We start from the raw sequence: 15414 nt of genomic DNA, 5'->3' as shown, positions 1-15414 counted from the left end.
CGCAATCTTCCCGGAACAGAGCGTCTCTATCGTCTCTCGAAGCCGTCGGTGCATCCAGCGCGGTCGGGGTCGAGCATGCAAGGGGTATCACGATGAGCGCGAACACGGTCCGTCTCCAGGCTCTGCGAGCGGTCGAGGCGTACCAGCCTCCCGCCGTCAGCTACACCGACACGGAGACTCCGGGTCAGGTCTTCGGCGAGAACGTGTTCAACCGTGTGGTGATGCAGAAGCGCCTGCCGAAATCGGTCTACAAGTCGGTGATGAAGACGATCGAGCACGGTGCGCCGCTCGATCCGATGGTGGCCGACGCGGTGGCGTCCGCGATGAAGGACTGGGCCATCGAGAAGGGTGCGACGCACTACGCGCACGTGTTCTACCCGCTGACGGGTTTGACAGCGGAGAAGCATGACAGTTTCCTCGAGCCGGTGTCGGACGGTTCCGCGTTGGCGGAGTTCGCCGGCAAGACGCTGATCCAGGGCGAACCCGACGCGTCGAGTTTCCCGAACGGCGGTCTGCGCAACACCTTCGAGGCGCGTGGTTACACGGGGTGGGACGTCACCAGCCCGGCGTACGTCCTCGAGAATCCGAACGGCAACACGCTGTGCATCCCGACGGTGTTCGTGTCGATGACCGGTGAGGCACTGGACCACAAGACGGGTCTGCTGCGCTCCCAGCAGGCGATGGGCCGGCACGCCGAGCGCATCCTGACGCTCTTCGGACACGAGGACCCCGAGCACGTCGTGTCCTTCTGCGGACCGGAGCAGGAGTACTTCCTCGTCGACCGGCACTTCTTCCTGGCGCGTCCGGATCTGCTCAACGCGGGGCGCACCCTGTTCGGTGCGAAGCCGCCCAAGGGCCAGGAGTTCGACGACCACTATTTCGGCGCGATTCCCGAACGCGTCCTGGGCTTCATGATGGACACCGAGCGCGAACTGTTCAAGCTCGGCATCCCGGCCAAGACCCGGCACAACGAGGTGGCGCCCGGACAGTTCGAGATCGCGCCGATGTTCGAGCGCGGCAACATCGCCGCGGATCACCAGCAATTGCTCATGACGACGTTCAAGACCATCGCCAAGAAGCACGGGATGGAGATCCTGTTCCACGAGAAGCCGTTCGAGGGCGTCAACGGGTCGGGTAAGCACGTCAACTTCTCGTTGGGCAACTCCGAGCTCGGCAGCCTCCTGGTCCCGGGGGACACCCCGCACGACAACGCACAGTTCCTCGTCTTCTGTGCCGCGGTGATCCGCGCGGTGCACAAGTACGCCGGGCTGCTGCGCGCATCGGTGGCGTCGGCCACGAACGATCACCGACTCGGCGCGAACGAGGCTCCGCCGGCCATCATCTCGATCTTCCTGGGTGACCAGCTCGCCGACGTCTTCGACCAGATCGCCAAGGGCGCGGCGACGTCCTCGAAGGGCAAGGGCACCATGATGATCGGGGCGGACACGCTACCCGTGCTGCCCACCGATCCGGGCGACCGCAACCGTACGAGCCCGTTCGCGTTCACCGGCAACCGATTCGAGTTCCGCGCTCCGGGGTCGATGCAGACGGTGAACGAGCCCATGGTCGTCATCAACACGATCATGGCCGAGTCGCTCGACCACATGGCCACCGAGCTCGAGACGGCCGTCGCGGACGGCGTCGACTTCGACACCGCGGTTCAGAACCTGTTGACGCAGATCATCACCGACCACGGCGCTGTCGTCTTCAACGGTGACGGGTACTCGGAGAACTGGCCCATCGAGGCGGAGGCGCGGGGTCTCGCCAACCTGCGCACGACGCTGGACGCATTGCCGGAGCTCATCACCGACGAGGCACTGGCCCTCTTCTCGAAGTACGACGTGTTCAACTCGCGAGAGATGCACAGCCGCTACGAGATCGGGCTCGAGCAGTACGCACTCACCATCGGTGTGGAGGCTCGGTTGACGCTCGAGATGGGCACCACCATCGTGCTGCCGGCGGCAGTGCGGTACCAGACGGAGGTCGCCCAGAACCTGGCCGCGCTGCAGGCGGTGGGCGTGGAGATCGACAGGGCACCGCTGGACACCGTGTCCGTGCCGCTCGCGGCTCTGCGGGCCGGGCTGGCGACGCTGAAGGGCGCGCTGGACGCCGACACCGGGCACGACGCGCTCGGCGAGGCCACCCACGCCAGGGACGCGCTCCTTCCGGCCATGGCGGAGGTGCGGGCGGCGGCCGATCAGCTCGAGGACATCGTCGCCGACGACCTGTGGCCGCTGCCGACCTACCAGGAGATGTTGTTCGTCCTGTGATGCACGCGGCGCGCTGGTGACATTCACTCGAGGCGTGCCGAATGTCCGTTTTCCGTGCGGCACCACCTCCGGCGGGCGGTAGCTTCCCCGTCGGGGGTGATGCGGCATGGGGTCGTCGGGATCAGGATCGTCAGGGTGGAATGCAGGGTCGTTGTTCGCGCTACCGGTTCGGGTCGGGTTGGTCCTGACCGCGGTGGCGGCGACGGTGGTGGTCAGCGCCGTCACGGCGGTCGCAGCGCCCGCCGACCCGGCCGTCGGCTCCACCTACGCGTGCAGCGGCGACGTCGCGGGTGCGGCGGAGGACCCTGTGGTGTTGGTGCACGGCACCTGGACGAACAGTGTCGAGGACTTCGGCGCGGTGCTCGAACCGTGGCTCACGCAGACCGGTCGACCGTTCTGCACGGTGGAACTACCTCGGCGCGCGACGGTCGACGTGCAGATCAGCACCCGCTTCGTCGTGGACGCCGTGCTGCGCACCGCGAGCACCCGCGGTGGCCCGGTCGATCTGGTCGGCCACAGCCAGGGCGGAACTCTCGCCGCGTGGGCGGTGAAGTCCGATCCCGAGGTCGCCGCGGTGGTGGACGATGTGGTCGGGCTCGCTCCGGTGGGTGCTCCGCAGGACACCGATGCGGTGTGCGCGGCGCTGGGCGGCTGTGCGGCCCCCATCTGGCAGTTCTCGGAGGGGTCCGACTTCATGGCCGCACTGACGTCGACGCCGTTCCCGGCGGGCACGTCGGCCACCACGATCTCGACGGCGTTCGACGAGCTGGTGCGACCGGCCCCGGCCGCCGGCGCGATGGCCGGGGCGTCGAACCTGGTGATCCAGGACGTCTGCCCCCTGAAGTACGTCTCCCACGTCCTGCTTCCGTCGGACGCCACGGCGATCGCGATGCTGGCCGACGCGTTGGACAACGACGGCCCGGCCGTCGAGTCGAGGGTGGGCACGCAGAGTTGTCTCCAGCTCACCCCGCCCGGAACCGATCCGCTGGGCCCGCTGCGTACCGCGCCCACCGCCATCGCCGGCCTGGTGGACGCGCAGATCCAGACGCAGGTGCTTCCGGCCGAGCCGGCCTACACCGGACCCTGACGTTCGGCCGGGGCGCGGAACGGGTACGAACGTCTGTCATGAGCTCTTCTGCACCCTCCGTCCTGTGGTTCCGCCGCGACCTGCGCCTCGGTGACCACCCGGCACTGGCCCACGCCGCCGAGGACGGCCGGGACGTGCTGGCGCTGTTCGTGCTCGACGATCACCTCCTCGGCCCGTCGGGTGCCGCGCGCCGCGACGTGCTGTTCCGGTCGTTGACAGCGCTGGACGATCAGCTCGGCGGCCGCCTGATGGTGGTGAAGGGCGATCCGGTGGCCGCGGTTCCGGCCGTGGCGAAGGCCGTGGGAGCGGGCGCCGTGCACGTGAGCGAGGACTACGGTCCGTACGGTCGACGCCGCGACGACGCCGTCGCCGAGAAGGTCGACCTGGTGCGGACGGGGTCGCCGTACGCGGTGTCGCCCGGCCGCATCGTCAAGGACGACGGCGAGGGTTTCAAGGTCTTCACGCCGTTCTACCGCCGCTGGCAGGACCACGGCTGGCGCGGCCCCGCCGACACCTCCGCGTCGTCGGCGTCGTGGATCGATCCGGACGACGTGTCGGGCGGCCGCAAGCGAGTGACCATTCCGACGGAGAAGACCCGTGCGGACGTCGAGGCCGGCGAGCAGGCGGCGCTGTCCTCGTGGGCGGACTTCCGCGACGACCGTGCGACCGGGTACGACGACGAGCGCAACCGTCCGGACAAGGACAGCACCAGCCGGATGTCGGTGCACCTGAAGTACGGGACCATCCATCCGCGCACCATGCTGGCCGATCTGGCCTCACTGAAGAACGACGGCTCGGAGGCGTACCGACGCGAGTTGTGCTTCCGAGACTTCTACGCCGACATCCTCTTTCGCCGACCGGACAGCGCTCGGGAGAACTACGACAAGAGGTTCGACAAGATCGAGCTCGACTCCGGGCCGCACGCGGACGAGCTCTTCCAGGCGTGGTGCGACGGCACGACGGGCTTCCCCATCGTCGACGCGGGCATGCGCCAACTGGTCTCGGAGAACTGGATGCACAACAGGGTGCGGATGATCGTCGCATCCTTCCTGGTGAAGGACCTGCACCTGCCGTGGTGGCGGGGTGCACGCTTCTTCCTGCAGCACCTGATGGACGGCGACATCGCCAGCAACCAGCACGGGTGGCAGTGGACCGCGGGCACGGGAACCGATGCGTCGCCGTACTTCCGGGTGTTCAACCCCACGACGCAGGGCGAGAAGTTCGACCCGAACGGCGACTATGTGCGTCGCTGGGTTCCCGAGCTCCGCGGTGTCGAGGGTAAGGCCGTGCACGCCCTGAAGAACGGACGGCCGGAGGACTATCCCGAGCCGATCGTCGACCACAAGCACGAGCGGGAGGAAGCGCTCCGACGCTTCGGCGCGCTCAAGTCCTGACTGTGCGGTCCGTTCAGGGCCTGAACAGGGCCGCCAGGGCGTCGAGCACGGACGCGTCCTCGATGGTCGACGGCACGACCACCTCGTCGCCGTCGACCATCTGGCGCATCGTCTTGCGCAGGATCTTGCCCGAGCGTGTCTTGGGCAACGCCTGCACGACGGTCACGTCACGGAACGTGGCAACGGCGCCGATGTCCTCGCGAACGGCGGCGACGAGTTCGGAGCGCAGGGTCTCGTCGTCGATGTCCACGCCGGTCTTGAGCACGACGTACGCGCTGGGGCGTTGACCCTTCGTCTCGTCGTGGATGCCGATCACGGCGCACTCGGCGACGGCCGGGTGGGCGCCGACGACGGCTTCGATACTGCCCGTGGACAATCGGTGCCCCGCGACGTTGATGACGTCGTCGGTGCGCCCCAGGACGTAGACGTAGCCGTCCTCGTCGACGTAGCCCGAATCGCCGGTGAGGTAGTACCCGTCGAACGCGGCGAGATACGACGACAGGAACCGGTCGTCGTCCTGCCAGAGTCCGGCGAGTGTGCCGGGCGGCAGGGGGAGTTCGAGCACGATGTTGCCCTCGGTGCCGGCGGGTACCTCGGCCCCCGCACCGTCGACGATGCCGACGTGGAACCCGGGCACCGGCACCGTCGGTGAGCCCGATTTCAGCGGCATCGGTTCCAGCCCACGGAGATTCGCGCAGATCGCCCACCCCGTCTCGGTCTGCCACCAGTGGTCGACCACCGGTCGGTCCAGGATGCGGGACGCCCACGAGAAGGTGTCCGGATCCAGGCGCTCGCCGGCGACGAACAGGGTTTCCAGGGACGACACGTCGTGATCGCGCAGCAGCGCGGCCTCCGGATCGACCTTGCGTACGGCGCGCAGTGCTGTGGGCGCCGTGAACAGCGCACGCACCCCGTAGTCCTCGATCACTCGCCAGAACGCGCCCGCGTCGGGGGTGCCGACGGGCTTGCCCTCGTACAGCACCGTCGTCGCTCCGGCCAGCAACGGGCCGTAGACGATGTAGCTGTGGCCGACCACCCAGCCCACGTCCGAGGCGGTCCACATGACCTGGCCGGGTCCGACGTCGTAGATGTTGGTCATCGACCAGCGCAGCGCGACGGCGTGTCCGCCGTTGTCCCGGACGACGCCCTTCGGCTTCCCGGTGGTGCCCGAGGTGTAGAGGATGTAGAGCGGATCGGTCGCCGCGACCGACACGGGATCCGCGGGGGTCGCGGCGTCGAGTTCCCGATGGAAGTCCAGCCAGTCGCCAGGCGCCTCGATGTCGATCTCCGGTCGGCGCGTGAGGAAGACCGCACGCGGGGACGACGTCGACATGGCGAGGGCCGCGGCGACGGGTGTCACGTAGTCGACGGTGCGTCCGGGTTCGAGACCACCAGTGGCGGTCACGATCGCGACGGGATCCGCGTCGTCGATGCGCGCGGCCAGTTCCTTCGCGGCGAACCCGCCGAACACCACCGAGTGGACCGCACCGAGGCGCGCACAGGCGAGCATCGCGACGACGGCCTCCGGAATCATCGGCATGTAGAGCACGACGCGATCACCCGAACCGACGCCGCGAGCGGCGAGCGCCCCCGCGAAGCGGGACACCCGGTCGAGGAGTTCGGAGTAGGTGAACGACACGCGAGCGCCCGTCATGGCGGAATCGTGGATCAGCGCGGTCCGATCGCCGGCACCGGCCGCGACGTGGCGGTCGAGCGCGTTGACGCACGTGTTCAGTCGACCGTCCGGGAACCAGCGGTGGAAGGGTGCGTTCGACGAGTCCAGGGCGATGGTCGGCGCGACGTCCCAGTCGATCGCCCGCGCCGCCTCGAGCCAGAAGGCGTCGGGGTCGGCGGCAGCGGCGTCGTAGGCCTGGCGGTAGGCGCCCGATTCGGTCATGAGCCGACTGTAATCTCGGCCGCACTTCCGTAAGGTCGAGACATGACCCTGATTGCCGAGGATCTGCTGCTTCTTCTGCTGGACGACGGAACGGGCAAGCCCGTCGTCGACAGCACCAAGCTGCCGCGGGTGCTCGCCGGCGCGGTGATCCTCGAGCTCGCGATTGACGGCACCGTGTCGGTGGCCGGGGACAACGAGACGACGAAGAAGGGCCGGCTCGCGGTGTCCGGCGCTCGAACGGTGTCGGATCCGATACTCGAGCGGGCCGTGGAGGCGATCGAGACGGCCAAACGTCCGATGACGCCGAAATCGGCCGTCGAGAAGTTGCACAAGGACATTCGCGAGCAGGTGGTCGCCCGCGTCGTCGAGCGTGGGTTCGTCGGCGAGGAGAAGGGCAAGGTCCTGGGCCTGTTCCCCACCACCACGTGGCCGACGCTCGATTCGTCGCACGAGGACCGGGTCCGCGAGACGCTGCACTCCGTCCTGATCGACGGTCTCGATCCCGATGCGCGGACGTCCGCGGTGGTGGCGTTGCTGTCGGCGATCGACGCGACGCACAAGGTCTTTCCCGATGCGGACAAGCGCGCGGTGAAGAACCGTGCCAAGGACATCGCGCAGGGGGAGTGGGCGAGCGATGCCGTGCGCAAGGCGGTGCAGGACGTCTACACCGCGGTCACCGTGGCGGTGATGGTTCCCGTCATGGCCGGTACGTCGGGGAGCTGATCCCGACCGCTTCCTGGACCGGGGTCTCCCGGGTGACGCGGTGCCGTCCGCAGTGGCACCGGTGATAGACGACGGTGCCCTCGCTGGTGCGGTGGCGGGACTCGACCGTCCATCGATGCAGACATTCCACGGTGCTCATGACGACGAGTCTGCTGTAATGGTCTTGTGCATCTCAACCCTTACGGAGAATATGCGGTCCGGCTGGCCGTCGACATCGTGAACTCGCCCCCGACCGATGCGGTGGAGTTCGAGAGCCGGTGCCTCGAGGCGGGCATGTCGGACGACACGGTGGCCATGCACACCGATCTGGCCCGCGCGGAGGTGTTCTTCGAGGAGTGGCTCGGCGTGGTCGACGCGCCGACGCACGAGCAACGGGCGCTCGCACTGAACGCGTTGCTCGCGCAGACCTCGGCATACCCGAGGTTGACGAACCACGCCGACGACGGCTGGCACCTGCACTACCGGGATCCGGATCTACCGCTCGCGGACGTCGTGCGCGCGCTGGTGAGCGTCGGTACCGCGCTGCATCTGGTGGGCCGCGGCATGCACCGTCTCGGTCGGTGTTCGGCGGACGACTGCGACCGTGTCTACGCCGACTTCTCCCGTACCGGTCGCCAACGGTACTGCGGCACGGCCTGTTCCAACCGCGACGCGGTCCGGCGGCACCGCGCGAAGGCTACTGCCCCAGCGTCCTGAACCGACGCAGTCGCTCGGACTGCCGGACGCCCGGGTCGAGGGCGGTGACGGTGTCGAGTTCGCGGGCGATCGCGGTCCCCAGGCGACCCATGAACCGGTGCGGTTCGTCGGCGGCATCCGGGTCCTCGGGCACGATGGTGTCGACGATCCGGGCCGCCCGGAGGTCGACGGGCCGGATGCCCTGCGCCTCGGCCATCGCGGGCGCGTGTGCGGTGTCGCGGTGCACGATGGCACTCGCCCCTTCCGGCGGGAGCGGCGCCAGCCACGCGTGCTGCGCGGCCACGACGCGGTCGGCAGGCAGCAGTGCGAGCGCGCCGCCGCCGGTGCCCTGCCCCAGCAGGACCGACACGGTGGGGGTGCGCAGGGTGATCAGCGTCGAGATGCAGCGCGCGATTCCTGGAGCCAACCCGTGCTCCTCGGCCTCGCGTGACAGCGATGCGCCGAGCGTGTCGATCACCAGGACCAGCGGCAGGCCCAGTTGCTCCGCGAGGCGCATGCCGCGCAACGCTTCTCGGAGAGCGCCCGGACCCATGGTGTTCTCCGGCGTCTGCCCGGTGCGATCCTGCCCGAACAGGACGCACGATCGTCCGCGGAATCGGGTGAGGGACAGGGTCACGGTGGAGTCGAAGTCGCCGCGCCCCGTGCCGCTCAGCGGGATGTGATGAGAGACGTTCGCCGCCAGCAGCTCTCGCACACCGGGGCGGTCGTCGCGGCGACTCAGCAGGACCGAGTGCCATGCCGACACGGAGGTGTCCGCACCCTCGTCGGACGGTTCCGCGTACTCGGGGGTCGCCTCCGGCTCGTCCTGCAGAACCACCAGGGCCCGTTCGAGGACGCCGCGGACATCGGCGAAAGGGACGACCGCGTCGATCACGCCGCAGCGGAACAGGTTCTCGGCCGTCTGCACGCCCTCGGGGAAGTCCTGGCCGTAGAGGGCCTGGTAGACCCGCGGTCCGAGGAACCCGATGAGGGCACCGGGTTCGGCGAACGTGACGTGGCCGAGCGATCCCCACGACGCGAACACGCCGCCCGTCGTGGGGTGCCGGAGATGGACGAGGTAGGGCAGGCCGAGGTCCTTGTGCAGGGTCACCGCCGCGGCGATCTTCACCATCTGCACGAACGCCGCGGTGCCCTCCTGCATGCGCGTGCCGCCGGAAGTGGGGGACGCGATCAGCGGAAGCCGCTCCGCCGTGGCGCGTTCCACGGCCAGGGTGATGCGCTCCGCCGCGGCCACACCGATGGATCCGGCGAGGAACGCGAACTCGCACACCACCACGGCGACGCGCCGCCCGCCGACGGTGCCCGCACCCGTCAGGACCGCCTCGTCCACTCCGCTCCGGGTTCGTGCGCGCTCGAGGTCGGCGAGGTACTGCTCGTCCGCCGCGACGACGAGCGGTGCCCGATCCCACGAGAGGAAAGTCCCGGGATCGAGCACCGCGTCGAGGAACTGCTGCGCCGAGGTCGTCATGCGCTCAGTATGGCGTGCGATCAGGCGCGCCCGAGCGCCTCCTTCCAGGACACCGTGCGGCCGATGCGCAGGATGGAGCGCTGGTAGATCTTGGCCGCGACGACGGCGAGAACCAGGGTGGCGACGATCATCAGCACGATGGTGCCCACGATCTGGATCGGGTCCGCGACGCCCGCCGCGATGCGCAGCGGCATGAGGATGGCTGAGAACGGGGGAATCCACGACAGGACGGTCGGCAGTGTCGCTCCCGGGTCGTCGATGGACGAGAACGCCGCGAAGAACATCGCCAGGATCACGATCAGCAGCGGCATCGTCGTCGAGTTGACGTCCTCCTGGCGCGACACCATGGAGCCGCCGGCGGCGTAGAGCACCGCGAAGAACGCGAAGCCCAGCACGAACCAGCCGATGGTGGAGACGAAGACGCTGACGGCGGTACCGGTGACCGTGAGCGTGCCGGTGGCCGTGCCCGCGATGAGGCCGGCGGCGCCGTACGCGGTGAGCTGCACCAGTCCGACCACACCGATGCCGATCACCTTGCCCCACAGCAGCTGCAGCGGGCGCACGGTGGAGAGCAGCAGTTCGACGACCCGGGACGACTTCTCCTCCACGACACCCATCGCGACGTACATGCCGAAAGTGATGATCTGGGCGTACAGCAGGATGACGGCGATGAAACTCAGCGCGAGTCGTTGACCCTGTGCGGGATCGGGCGGATCGACGGCCTCGACCGTGACCGTGGCGGCGCTCGTCGCCGAGGTGACGGTGGCGGGATCGACTCCCAGCCCGGTGAGGGCGTCGTTCTGCGCCTGCGCGGCGACCGCGCTGTCGATGACGGCCTTCAGGGTGCCGTCGACGGTGTCCTCGGTGACGGCCGTGTACGCGCCGCCGGTCCCGGGGACGAGCGCCACGTCCACGTCGCCGTCGGTGACCTGCGTGCGAGCCTCGTCCGCCGAGCCGATCTCGCGGACCTCGACGGGAGCGCCGAGTTGATCGCCCACCGCGGTGAGGGTCTGGGACAGGCTTTGGTCACCGACCAGCCCGAGGGGCGTCCGGTCCTCGGAGTCGCTGCCGCCGGAGAAGATCGAGAACGCGACGATGCCGCCGACGATGACCAGCAGCACGATGGCGTTGGAGATCAGGAAGCTCTTCTTCCGGACCTGGACGTCGAACTCGCGCCGGGCGACGAGCGCGATGGCTCGTCCCGCCGAGAGCGGTGATCGGGTGGTCGACTTCTCGCTCATGCCACTACCTCTCGGTACAGGTCGGTCAGGGACGGTGTGCTGCGGGCGAACTCGTGCACGGGTCCGGTGGCGAGCGCTGCGGCGAGCACCGCCTGGTCGTCCGCCTCGGGCGCCAACGACAGGCTGGTGCGCCCGTCGGAGTGCGACACGGTGGTGACCCCGGTCAGCGCGTCGGCCCAGCCGGCGGGAGCGGCCGGGGCGTGCACCTCGAGGGTGGTGCCGGACTTGCCGCGCAGTTCGTCGACGTTGCCCACGGCTTTCATCCGGCCGGAACCGATGATGCCGACCCGATCGCACAGGCGCTGCACCAGATCGAGCTGGTGGCTCGAGAACAGCACGGGGACACCGGTGCGGGCCTTCTCGAGAAGCACCTCGCTCATGGTGTCGACGGCCACGGGGTCGAGACCCGAGAAGGGTTCGTCCAGCACCAGGACGGCGGGATCGTGAATCAGGGCTGCGGCCAACTGGACTCGCTGCTGGTTTCCCAGTGACAGTGAATCGACCGTGTCGTTCACCCGGCCGTCGATGCCGAGGCGCTCGGTCCAGGTCGCGACCGCGGCGGAGGCGTCGGACGTGGACAGCCCGTGCAGCTCGGCCAGGTACTTCAGCTGCGCCCCCACCTTCATCTTCGGGTACAGCCCACGCTCCTCCGGCATGTACCCGATGGTGCGGCGCACGTTCAGGTCGATGGGCTGCCCGTTCAGGCGTGCCTCTCCCGAATCGGCTCCCAGCACGCCGAGGGTGATGCGCATCGTCGTGGTCTTGCCGGCACCGTTGCTGCCGACGAACCCGAACACCTCGCCGGGATTCACGGTGAACCCGACGCCGTCGAGTGCGACGGTCTCGCCGTATCTCTTGTGCAGGTCGTCGATCTCGAGAGTCGAGCCGCTCATGCTGATCCTTTCTCGGGGGAGTGGGGTGTGGGAGTGGGGAATTCGTCCGGTTCGTCGACCGGCGCCGTCCAGGCGAGGATGATGCCGGGAGAGCAGATCCCGACAAGTAGACCACTCAGTATGATGAATCCGCCACCGAGTGCCAGTCGGGGATCGTCGGTGAAGGTGGTCGCCCACACCAGTGCGAGCGCCGGAACCGTCACCGCGCCCTGAGTGATCGCGAACCCGATGGAGCGAGCCGCGTTGCGACGCTCCAGGTCCCACTCGTCGAGCGCATCGGCGGGAGCATCGCTGCGGCGGCCGGTGACGATCTGCAGTGTCGTCCACGACACGCTCATGAGGATCGCGCCGGGAAGCCAGGTGAGCGGCGCCCATTCGGGCCCGACGAGGATGAAGATCGACGATGCCGCGAGCGCGACGAGCGAGGCGACGAGAATCCACACCAGCAGCCGGCGCCGTGACCTGGTGCGCCAGCCGGGGAGGTAGTGCGCGTACCGCGCCTCGTTCTGCAGGTATCGACGGGTGCGGAACGCCTGATAGCGGTCCAGAACGGTGTCACTCATCGTGGTGTCCCTTCCTCGGGCTGGGTGCGTCGGTAGACCTCCGTGGACAGCGGCGCGAACTCGGTACGCGAGAACACCGCCTCGACCGGCAGCCCGAACACGTCGCAGATGCGCATCGCGAGATCGAGGCTCGGGTAGTGGTCGCCGCGTTCGAGTGCGCCGACCGTCTGCGGGTTGACCTCGACGAGTTCCGCGAGCTGGGCGCGGGTCATCCGACGCTCGGCGCGCAGCACACCGATGCGGTTGTGGATGGGGAGCGTGGTCCCGCGTTTGACCGGACTCATGTATCGAAGTGTTGTATAAACCTAACGATGTGTCAATACCGGAGGCAGCTCTGTTCGCGCGAGCGCGCGCTGAACCACACGATCGTGCGTCATTCTGCCGATCGGCAGGAACTGCGACGATCGGGTGGGGAAATCCTCAGTCGTGGTGCAGAACGCCCTGCGCGACGGTCCACCGGCGCGTGCTGCGCACCGAGTCGAGCATCCGCCGGTCGTGGGTGACCAGGAGCATCGTTCCCTCGTAGGTCTCCAGTGCCGATTCGAGCTGCTCGATGGCGGGGACGTCGAGGTGGTTGGTGGGCTCGTCGAGCACGAGCAGGTTCACCCCCCGGGCCTGCAGCAGCGCGAGTCCCGCTCGGGTGCGCTCGCCGGGGGACAGGGATGCCGACGGCCGCAGGGCGGCCTGTCCGCGGAGACCGAACTTCGCCAGGAGTGTGCGGACGTCGGCGTCCGGCCAGTCCGGAACGGAGGCTGCCAGCGCGTCGGCGACCGAGTCGGGTCCGTCGAAAGCCGAACGGGCCTGGTCCATCTCGCCGATCTCGACTCCGGAGCCGATGCTCACGGATCCACTGGTCGGCGTGATGCGGCCCAGCAGCAGGTGCAGCAGGGTGGTCTTGCCCGAGCCGTTGGCGCCGGTGACGACGATGCGGTCCCCGGCGTCGATCTGTGCCGTCACCGGCCCGAGCCGGAACGCCCCCCGCTCCACGACGGCGGAGTTCACGGAGACCACGACGCTGCCGCTGCGGGGCGCCGCCGCGATCTCCATGCGCAGTTCCCACTCCTTGCGCGGCTCCTCGACGACGTCGAGCCGTTCGATGCGTCGCTGGGTCTGGCGCGCCTTGGCGGCTTGCTTCTCCGTCGATTCGGCGCGGACCTTCCGGCTCGCCTTGTCGTTGTCCTTGCTCTTGCGTCGAGCGTTCCGCACGCCGTGCTCGAGCCAGTTCCGTTGCATCCGAGCGCGATCCTCGAGCCCGGACCTGGTGTCGGCGTACTGCTCGAACTCTTCCCGTGCGTGACGACGCGCCACGTCGCGCTCGACGAGGTAGGCCTCGTACCCGCCGTCGTAGACCGCTATCTGCTGCTGCGCCAGGTCCAGCTCGACGATGCCGGTGACGGTGCGCGCCAAGAACTCACGATCGTGACTGACGATCATCACGGCGCACTGGGTACTCGTCACGAAGTTCTCGAGCTGGTCCAGTCCCGCGAGATCCAGATCGTTGGTGGGCTCGTCGAGAAGCAGGACGTCGTAGCGCGCCAACAGGATTCCCGCGAGTGATGCGCGGGCCGCCTGCCCACCGGACAGGGCGGACATCTCGGTGTCGAGCGCCGCGTCCAGGCCCAGGCCGGCGAGCACCGACTCGGCTCGCTCGGGCAGATCGGCGCCGCCGAGCGCCAACCACCGCTCCAGTGCCGGTGTGTAGAGATCGTCCGACGCGCTCGCGTCGCCGAGCGTCTCCGCCGCCGCGTTCATCGCGTCCTCGGCCGCGCGCACTCCGGTGCGGCGCTGCAGGAACATCTCGACGGTCTCACCGGGAACGCGGGAGACCTCCTGCGCCAGGTGGCCGACGGTGGCGTCCGACGGGGTGAGCGTGACCGTGCCGTCGTGGTCGACCCCGGTCGCCGTGCCCGCCAGCAGGCCGAGCAACGTCGACTTGCCGGCTCCGTTCGCGCCGACCAGCCCGACGACGTCGCCGGGTCCGACGGTGAGGTCGAGACCGTCGAACAGCGTGCGCTCGCCGCGATAGGCGGACAGGTCGTCGACACGGACCACGGCACTCACGTCTCGCCCAGCTCCTGAAGTAGTTCCCGCACGGCCGTGCGTCCCGCACGGTTGGCGCCGATGGTGCTGGCCGACGGACCGTATCCGATCAGATGGACGCTGGGCCGCGCGGCCACTCGAGTGGCCGACGCGCCGGTCATCGTGATGCCGCCGCCCGGCCCGCGCAGTCGGAGCGGCGCGAGGTGATCGAGCGCGCTGCGAAACCCGGTGGCCCACAGGATGACGTCCGCCCGGGTGGCGGTGCCGTCGTCCCACCGCACTCCGTCGGGTGTGACCTCCGCGAACATGGGCCGCCGTACCAGGACGCCGCGATCGCGGGCCTCGCGCAAGCTGGGGGTGAGGATCAGACCGGTCACCGACACCACCGATCCCGGCGGCAGTCCGCGGCGCACCCGATCCTCGACCTGCGCGACGGCAGCGCGGCCCACCTCGGGTGTGAAGTCCCGCTCGAGGAAGACGGGCTCGCGGCGGGTCACCCACGTCGTGGTGGTCACGCGCGAGATCTCGTCGAGCAACTGCACCGCGGAGATCCCGCCTCCGACGACGACGACGTGCTCGCCGCGGAACTCCTCCGCCGAGGTGTAGTCGCGCGTGTGCAGTTGGCGCCCCGTGAACGTCTCCATGCCGGGGTAGCGCGGGACGAACGGGTGCTCCCAGGTGCCGGTGCAGTTGATCAAGCCCCGTGCGTGGACGTCGCCCTGCTCGGCCTCCACCCGGTACCGCATCGTCGTCTCGTCCCGGTCGCAGACGACCGACACCCGTCCCGGCCGCCGCACGGGCAGCGCGAAGTGCTTCTCGTACGCCGCGTAGTACTCGGGCACCGCCGACGACGCGGGCACGTGCGCGGGGTCGACGTCGGGGGCCAGCGTGTCCGCGAACGCCATGCCCGGAAGGTCGTGCACCCCGTTGACGGTCTCGAGGGTCAGGGAGGGCCAGCGGAACTGCCACGCCCCACCGGGAGCCGGCGCACCGTCGAGCACGACGTAGTCGTCCCATGCCCGCAGCCCCGCTCGCTGCAGGAAATAGGCCGCGGACAGACCGGCCTGCCCGGCACCGATCACTGCGACGTCGACGTGTTGCACCCGTCCAGTACACCAGTCAGGGCTCCGCACCCGGTAAAT

At 69.0% G+C, this 15414-nt stretch carries 13 protein-coding genes; 5 read left to right on the top strand and 8 right to left on the bottom strand.

Annotation, left to right across the window (positions count from 1 at the left end):
* Positions 1–92 precede the first annotated feature (92 nt).
* The 3 genes from BR07_RS0103245 (at position 93) to BR07_RS0103235 (ending at position 4751) form a co-directional block, all read left to right on the top strand.
* Positions 93–2270: a glutamine synthetase III family protein gene (locus BR07_RS0103245; protein ID WP_027504203.1), complete on the top strand. Its 2178-nt coding sequence runs from the start codon at positions 93–95 to the stop codon at positions 2268–2270.
* Positions 2271–2421: 151 nt separating this feature from the next.
* Positions 2422–3357 (top strand): esterase/lipase family protein, encoded by a 936-nt coding sequence (locus BR07_RS23105; protein WP_051612978.1) that lies wholly within the window; start codon positions 2422–2424, stop codon positions 3355–3357.
* 38 nt (positions 3358–3395) lie between these two features.
* Positions 3396–4751: a cryptochrome/photolyase family protein gene (locus BR07_RS0103235; protein ID WP_027504202.1), complete on the top strand. Its 1356-nt coding sequence runs from the start codon at positions 3396–3398 to the stop codon at positions 4749–4751.
* Between the two features lie 13 nt (positions 4752–4764).
* On the opposite strand, the gene BR07_RS0103230 is transcribed toward BR07_RS0103235, so the two are convergent.
* Positions 4765–6648, bottom strand: coding sequence for a propionyl-CoA synthetase (locus BR07_RS0103230; protein ID WP_027504201.1), 1884 nt, complete (start codon positions 6646–6648; stop codon positions 4765–4767).
* A gap of 42 nt (positions 6649–6690) precedes the next feature.
* Between BR07_RS0103230 and BR07_RS0103225 the strand changes: the two genes are divergently transcribed.
* Together BR07_RS0103225 and BR07_RS0103220 are read left to right on the top strand one after the other, a co-directional pair.
* Positions 6691–7371, top strand: a complete 681-nt coding sequence (locus BR07_RS0103225; protein WP_027504200.1) for a GOLPH3/VPS74 family protein — start codon at positions 6691–6693, stop codon at positions 7369–7371.
* Between the two features lie 165 nt (positions 7372–7536).
* Positions 7537–8067 carry a CGNR zinc finger domain-containing protein gene (locus BR07_RS0103220; protein WP_027504199.1) on the top strand — a complete coding sequence of 177 codons (531 nt, stop codon included), beginning with the start codon at positions 7537–7539 and terminating at the stop codon, positions 8065–8067.
* Here the strand turns inward: BR07_RS0103220 and BR07_RS0103215 are convergent.
* The 7 genes from BR07_RS0103215 to BR07_RS0103185 all read right to left on the bottom strand — a co-directional run bounded on the left by BR07_RS0103215 (position 8048) and on the right by BR07_RS0103185 (position 15375).
* Positions 8048–9535, bottom strand: coding sequence for a carboxyl transferase domain-containing protein (locus BR07_RS0103215; protein ID WP_027504198.1), 1488 nt, complete (start codon positions 9533–9535; stop codon positions 8048–8050). The two genes, BR07_RS0103220 and BR07_RS0103215, sit on opposite strands and share 20 nt — an antisense overlap.
* A 20-nt stretch (positions 9536–9555) precedes the next feature.
* A complete protein-coding gene (locus BR07_RS0103210) occupies positions 9556–10776 on the bottom strand; it encodes an ABC transporter permease (RefSeq protein ID WP_027504197.1) in 1221 nt (406 codons plus the stop codon).
* The gene (locus BR07_RS0103205; protein WP_027504196.1) at positions 10773–11669 is read right to left on the bottom strand and encodes an ABC transporter ATP-binding protein; all 897 of its coding nucleotides are present in this window, start codon (positions 11667–11669) and stop codon (positions 10773–10775) included. Before BR07_RS0103205 ends, BR07_RS0103210 begins: the two co-directional genes overlap by 4 nt.
* Complete coding sequence (locus BR07_RS23100; protein WP_037183974.1) at positions 11666–12232, bottom strand: hypothetical protein; 567 nt, start codon at positions 12230–12232, stop codon at positions 11666–11668. Before BR07_RS23100 ends, BR07_RS0103205 begins: the two co-directional genes overlap by 4 nt.
* On the bottom strand, positions 12229–12516 hold the full coding sequence (locus BR07_RS0103195; protein ID WP_027504195.1) for a helix-turn-helix transcriptional regulator: 288 nt from the start codon (positions 12514–12516) through the stop codon (positions 12229–12231). Before BR07_RS0103195 ends, BR07_RS23100 begins: the two co-directional genes overlap by 4 nt.
* Before the next feature lie 136 nt (positions 12517–12652).
* Positions 12653–14293 (bottom strand): ABC-F family ATP-binding cassette domain-containing protein, encoded by a 1641-nt coding sequence (locus BR07_RS0103190; protein WP_027504194.1) that lies wholly within the window; start codon positions 14291–14293, stop codon positions 12653–12655.
* Entirely contained in the window at positions 14290–15375 is a 1086-nt protein-coding gene (locus BR07_RS0103185; RefSeq protein WP_027504193.1) for an NAD(P)-binding domain-containing protein, read from the bottom strand. Before BR07_RS0103185 ends, BR07_RS0103190 begins: the two co-directional genes overlap by 4 nt.
* Between the last annotated feature and the right edge of the window lie 39 nt (positions 15376–15414).

It is taken from the genome of Rhodococcus sp. UNC23MFCrub1.1, assembly GCF_000686025.1.
Taxonomy (GTDB): Bacteria; Actinomycetota; Actinomycetes; order Mycobacteriales; family Mycobacteriaceae; genus Rhodococcoides.
The sequence above is the reverse complement of the archived record's forward strand: the minus strand, read 5'-3'. Positions and strand labels throughout refer to the sequence as shown.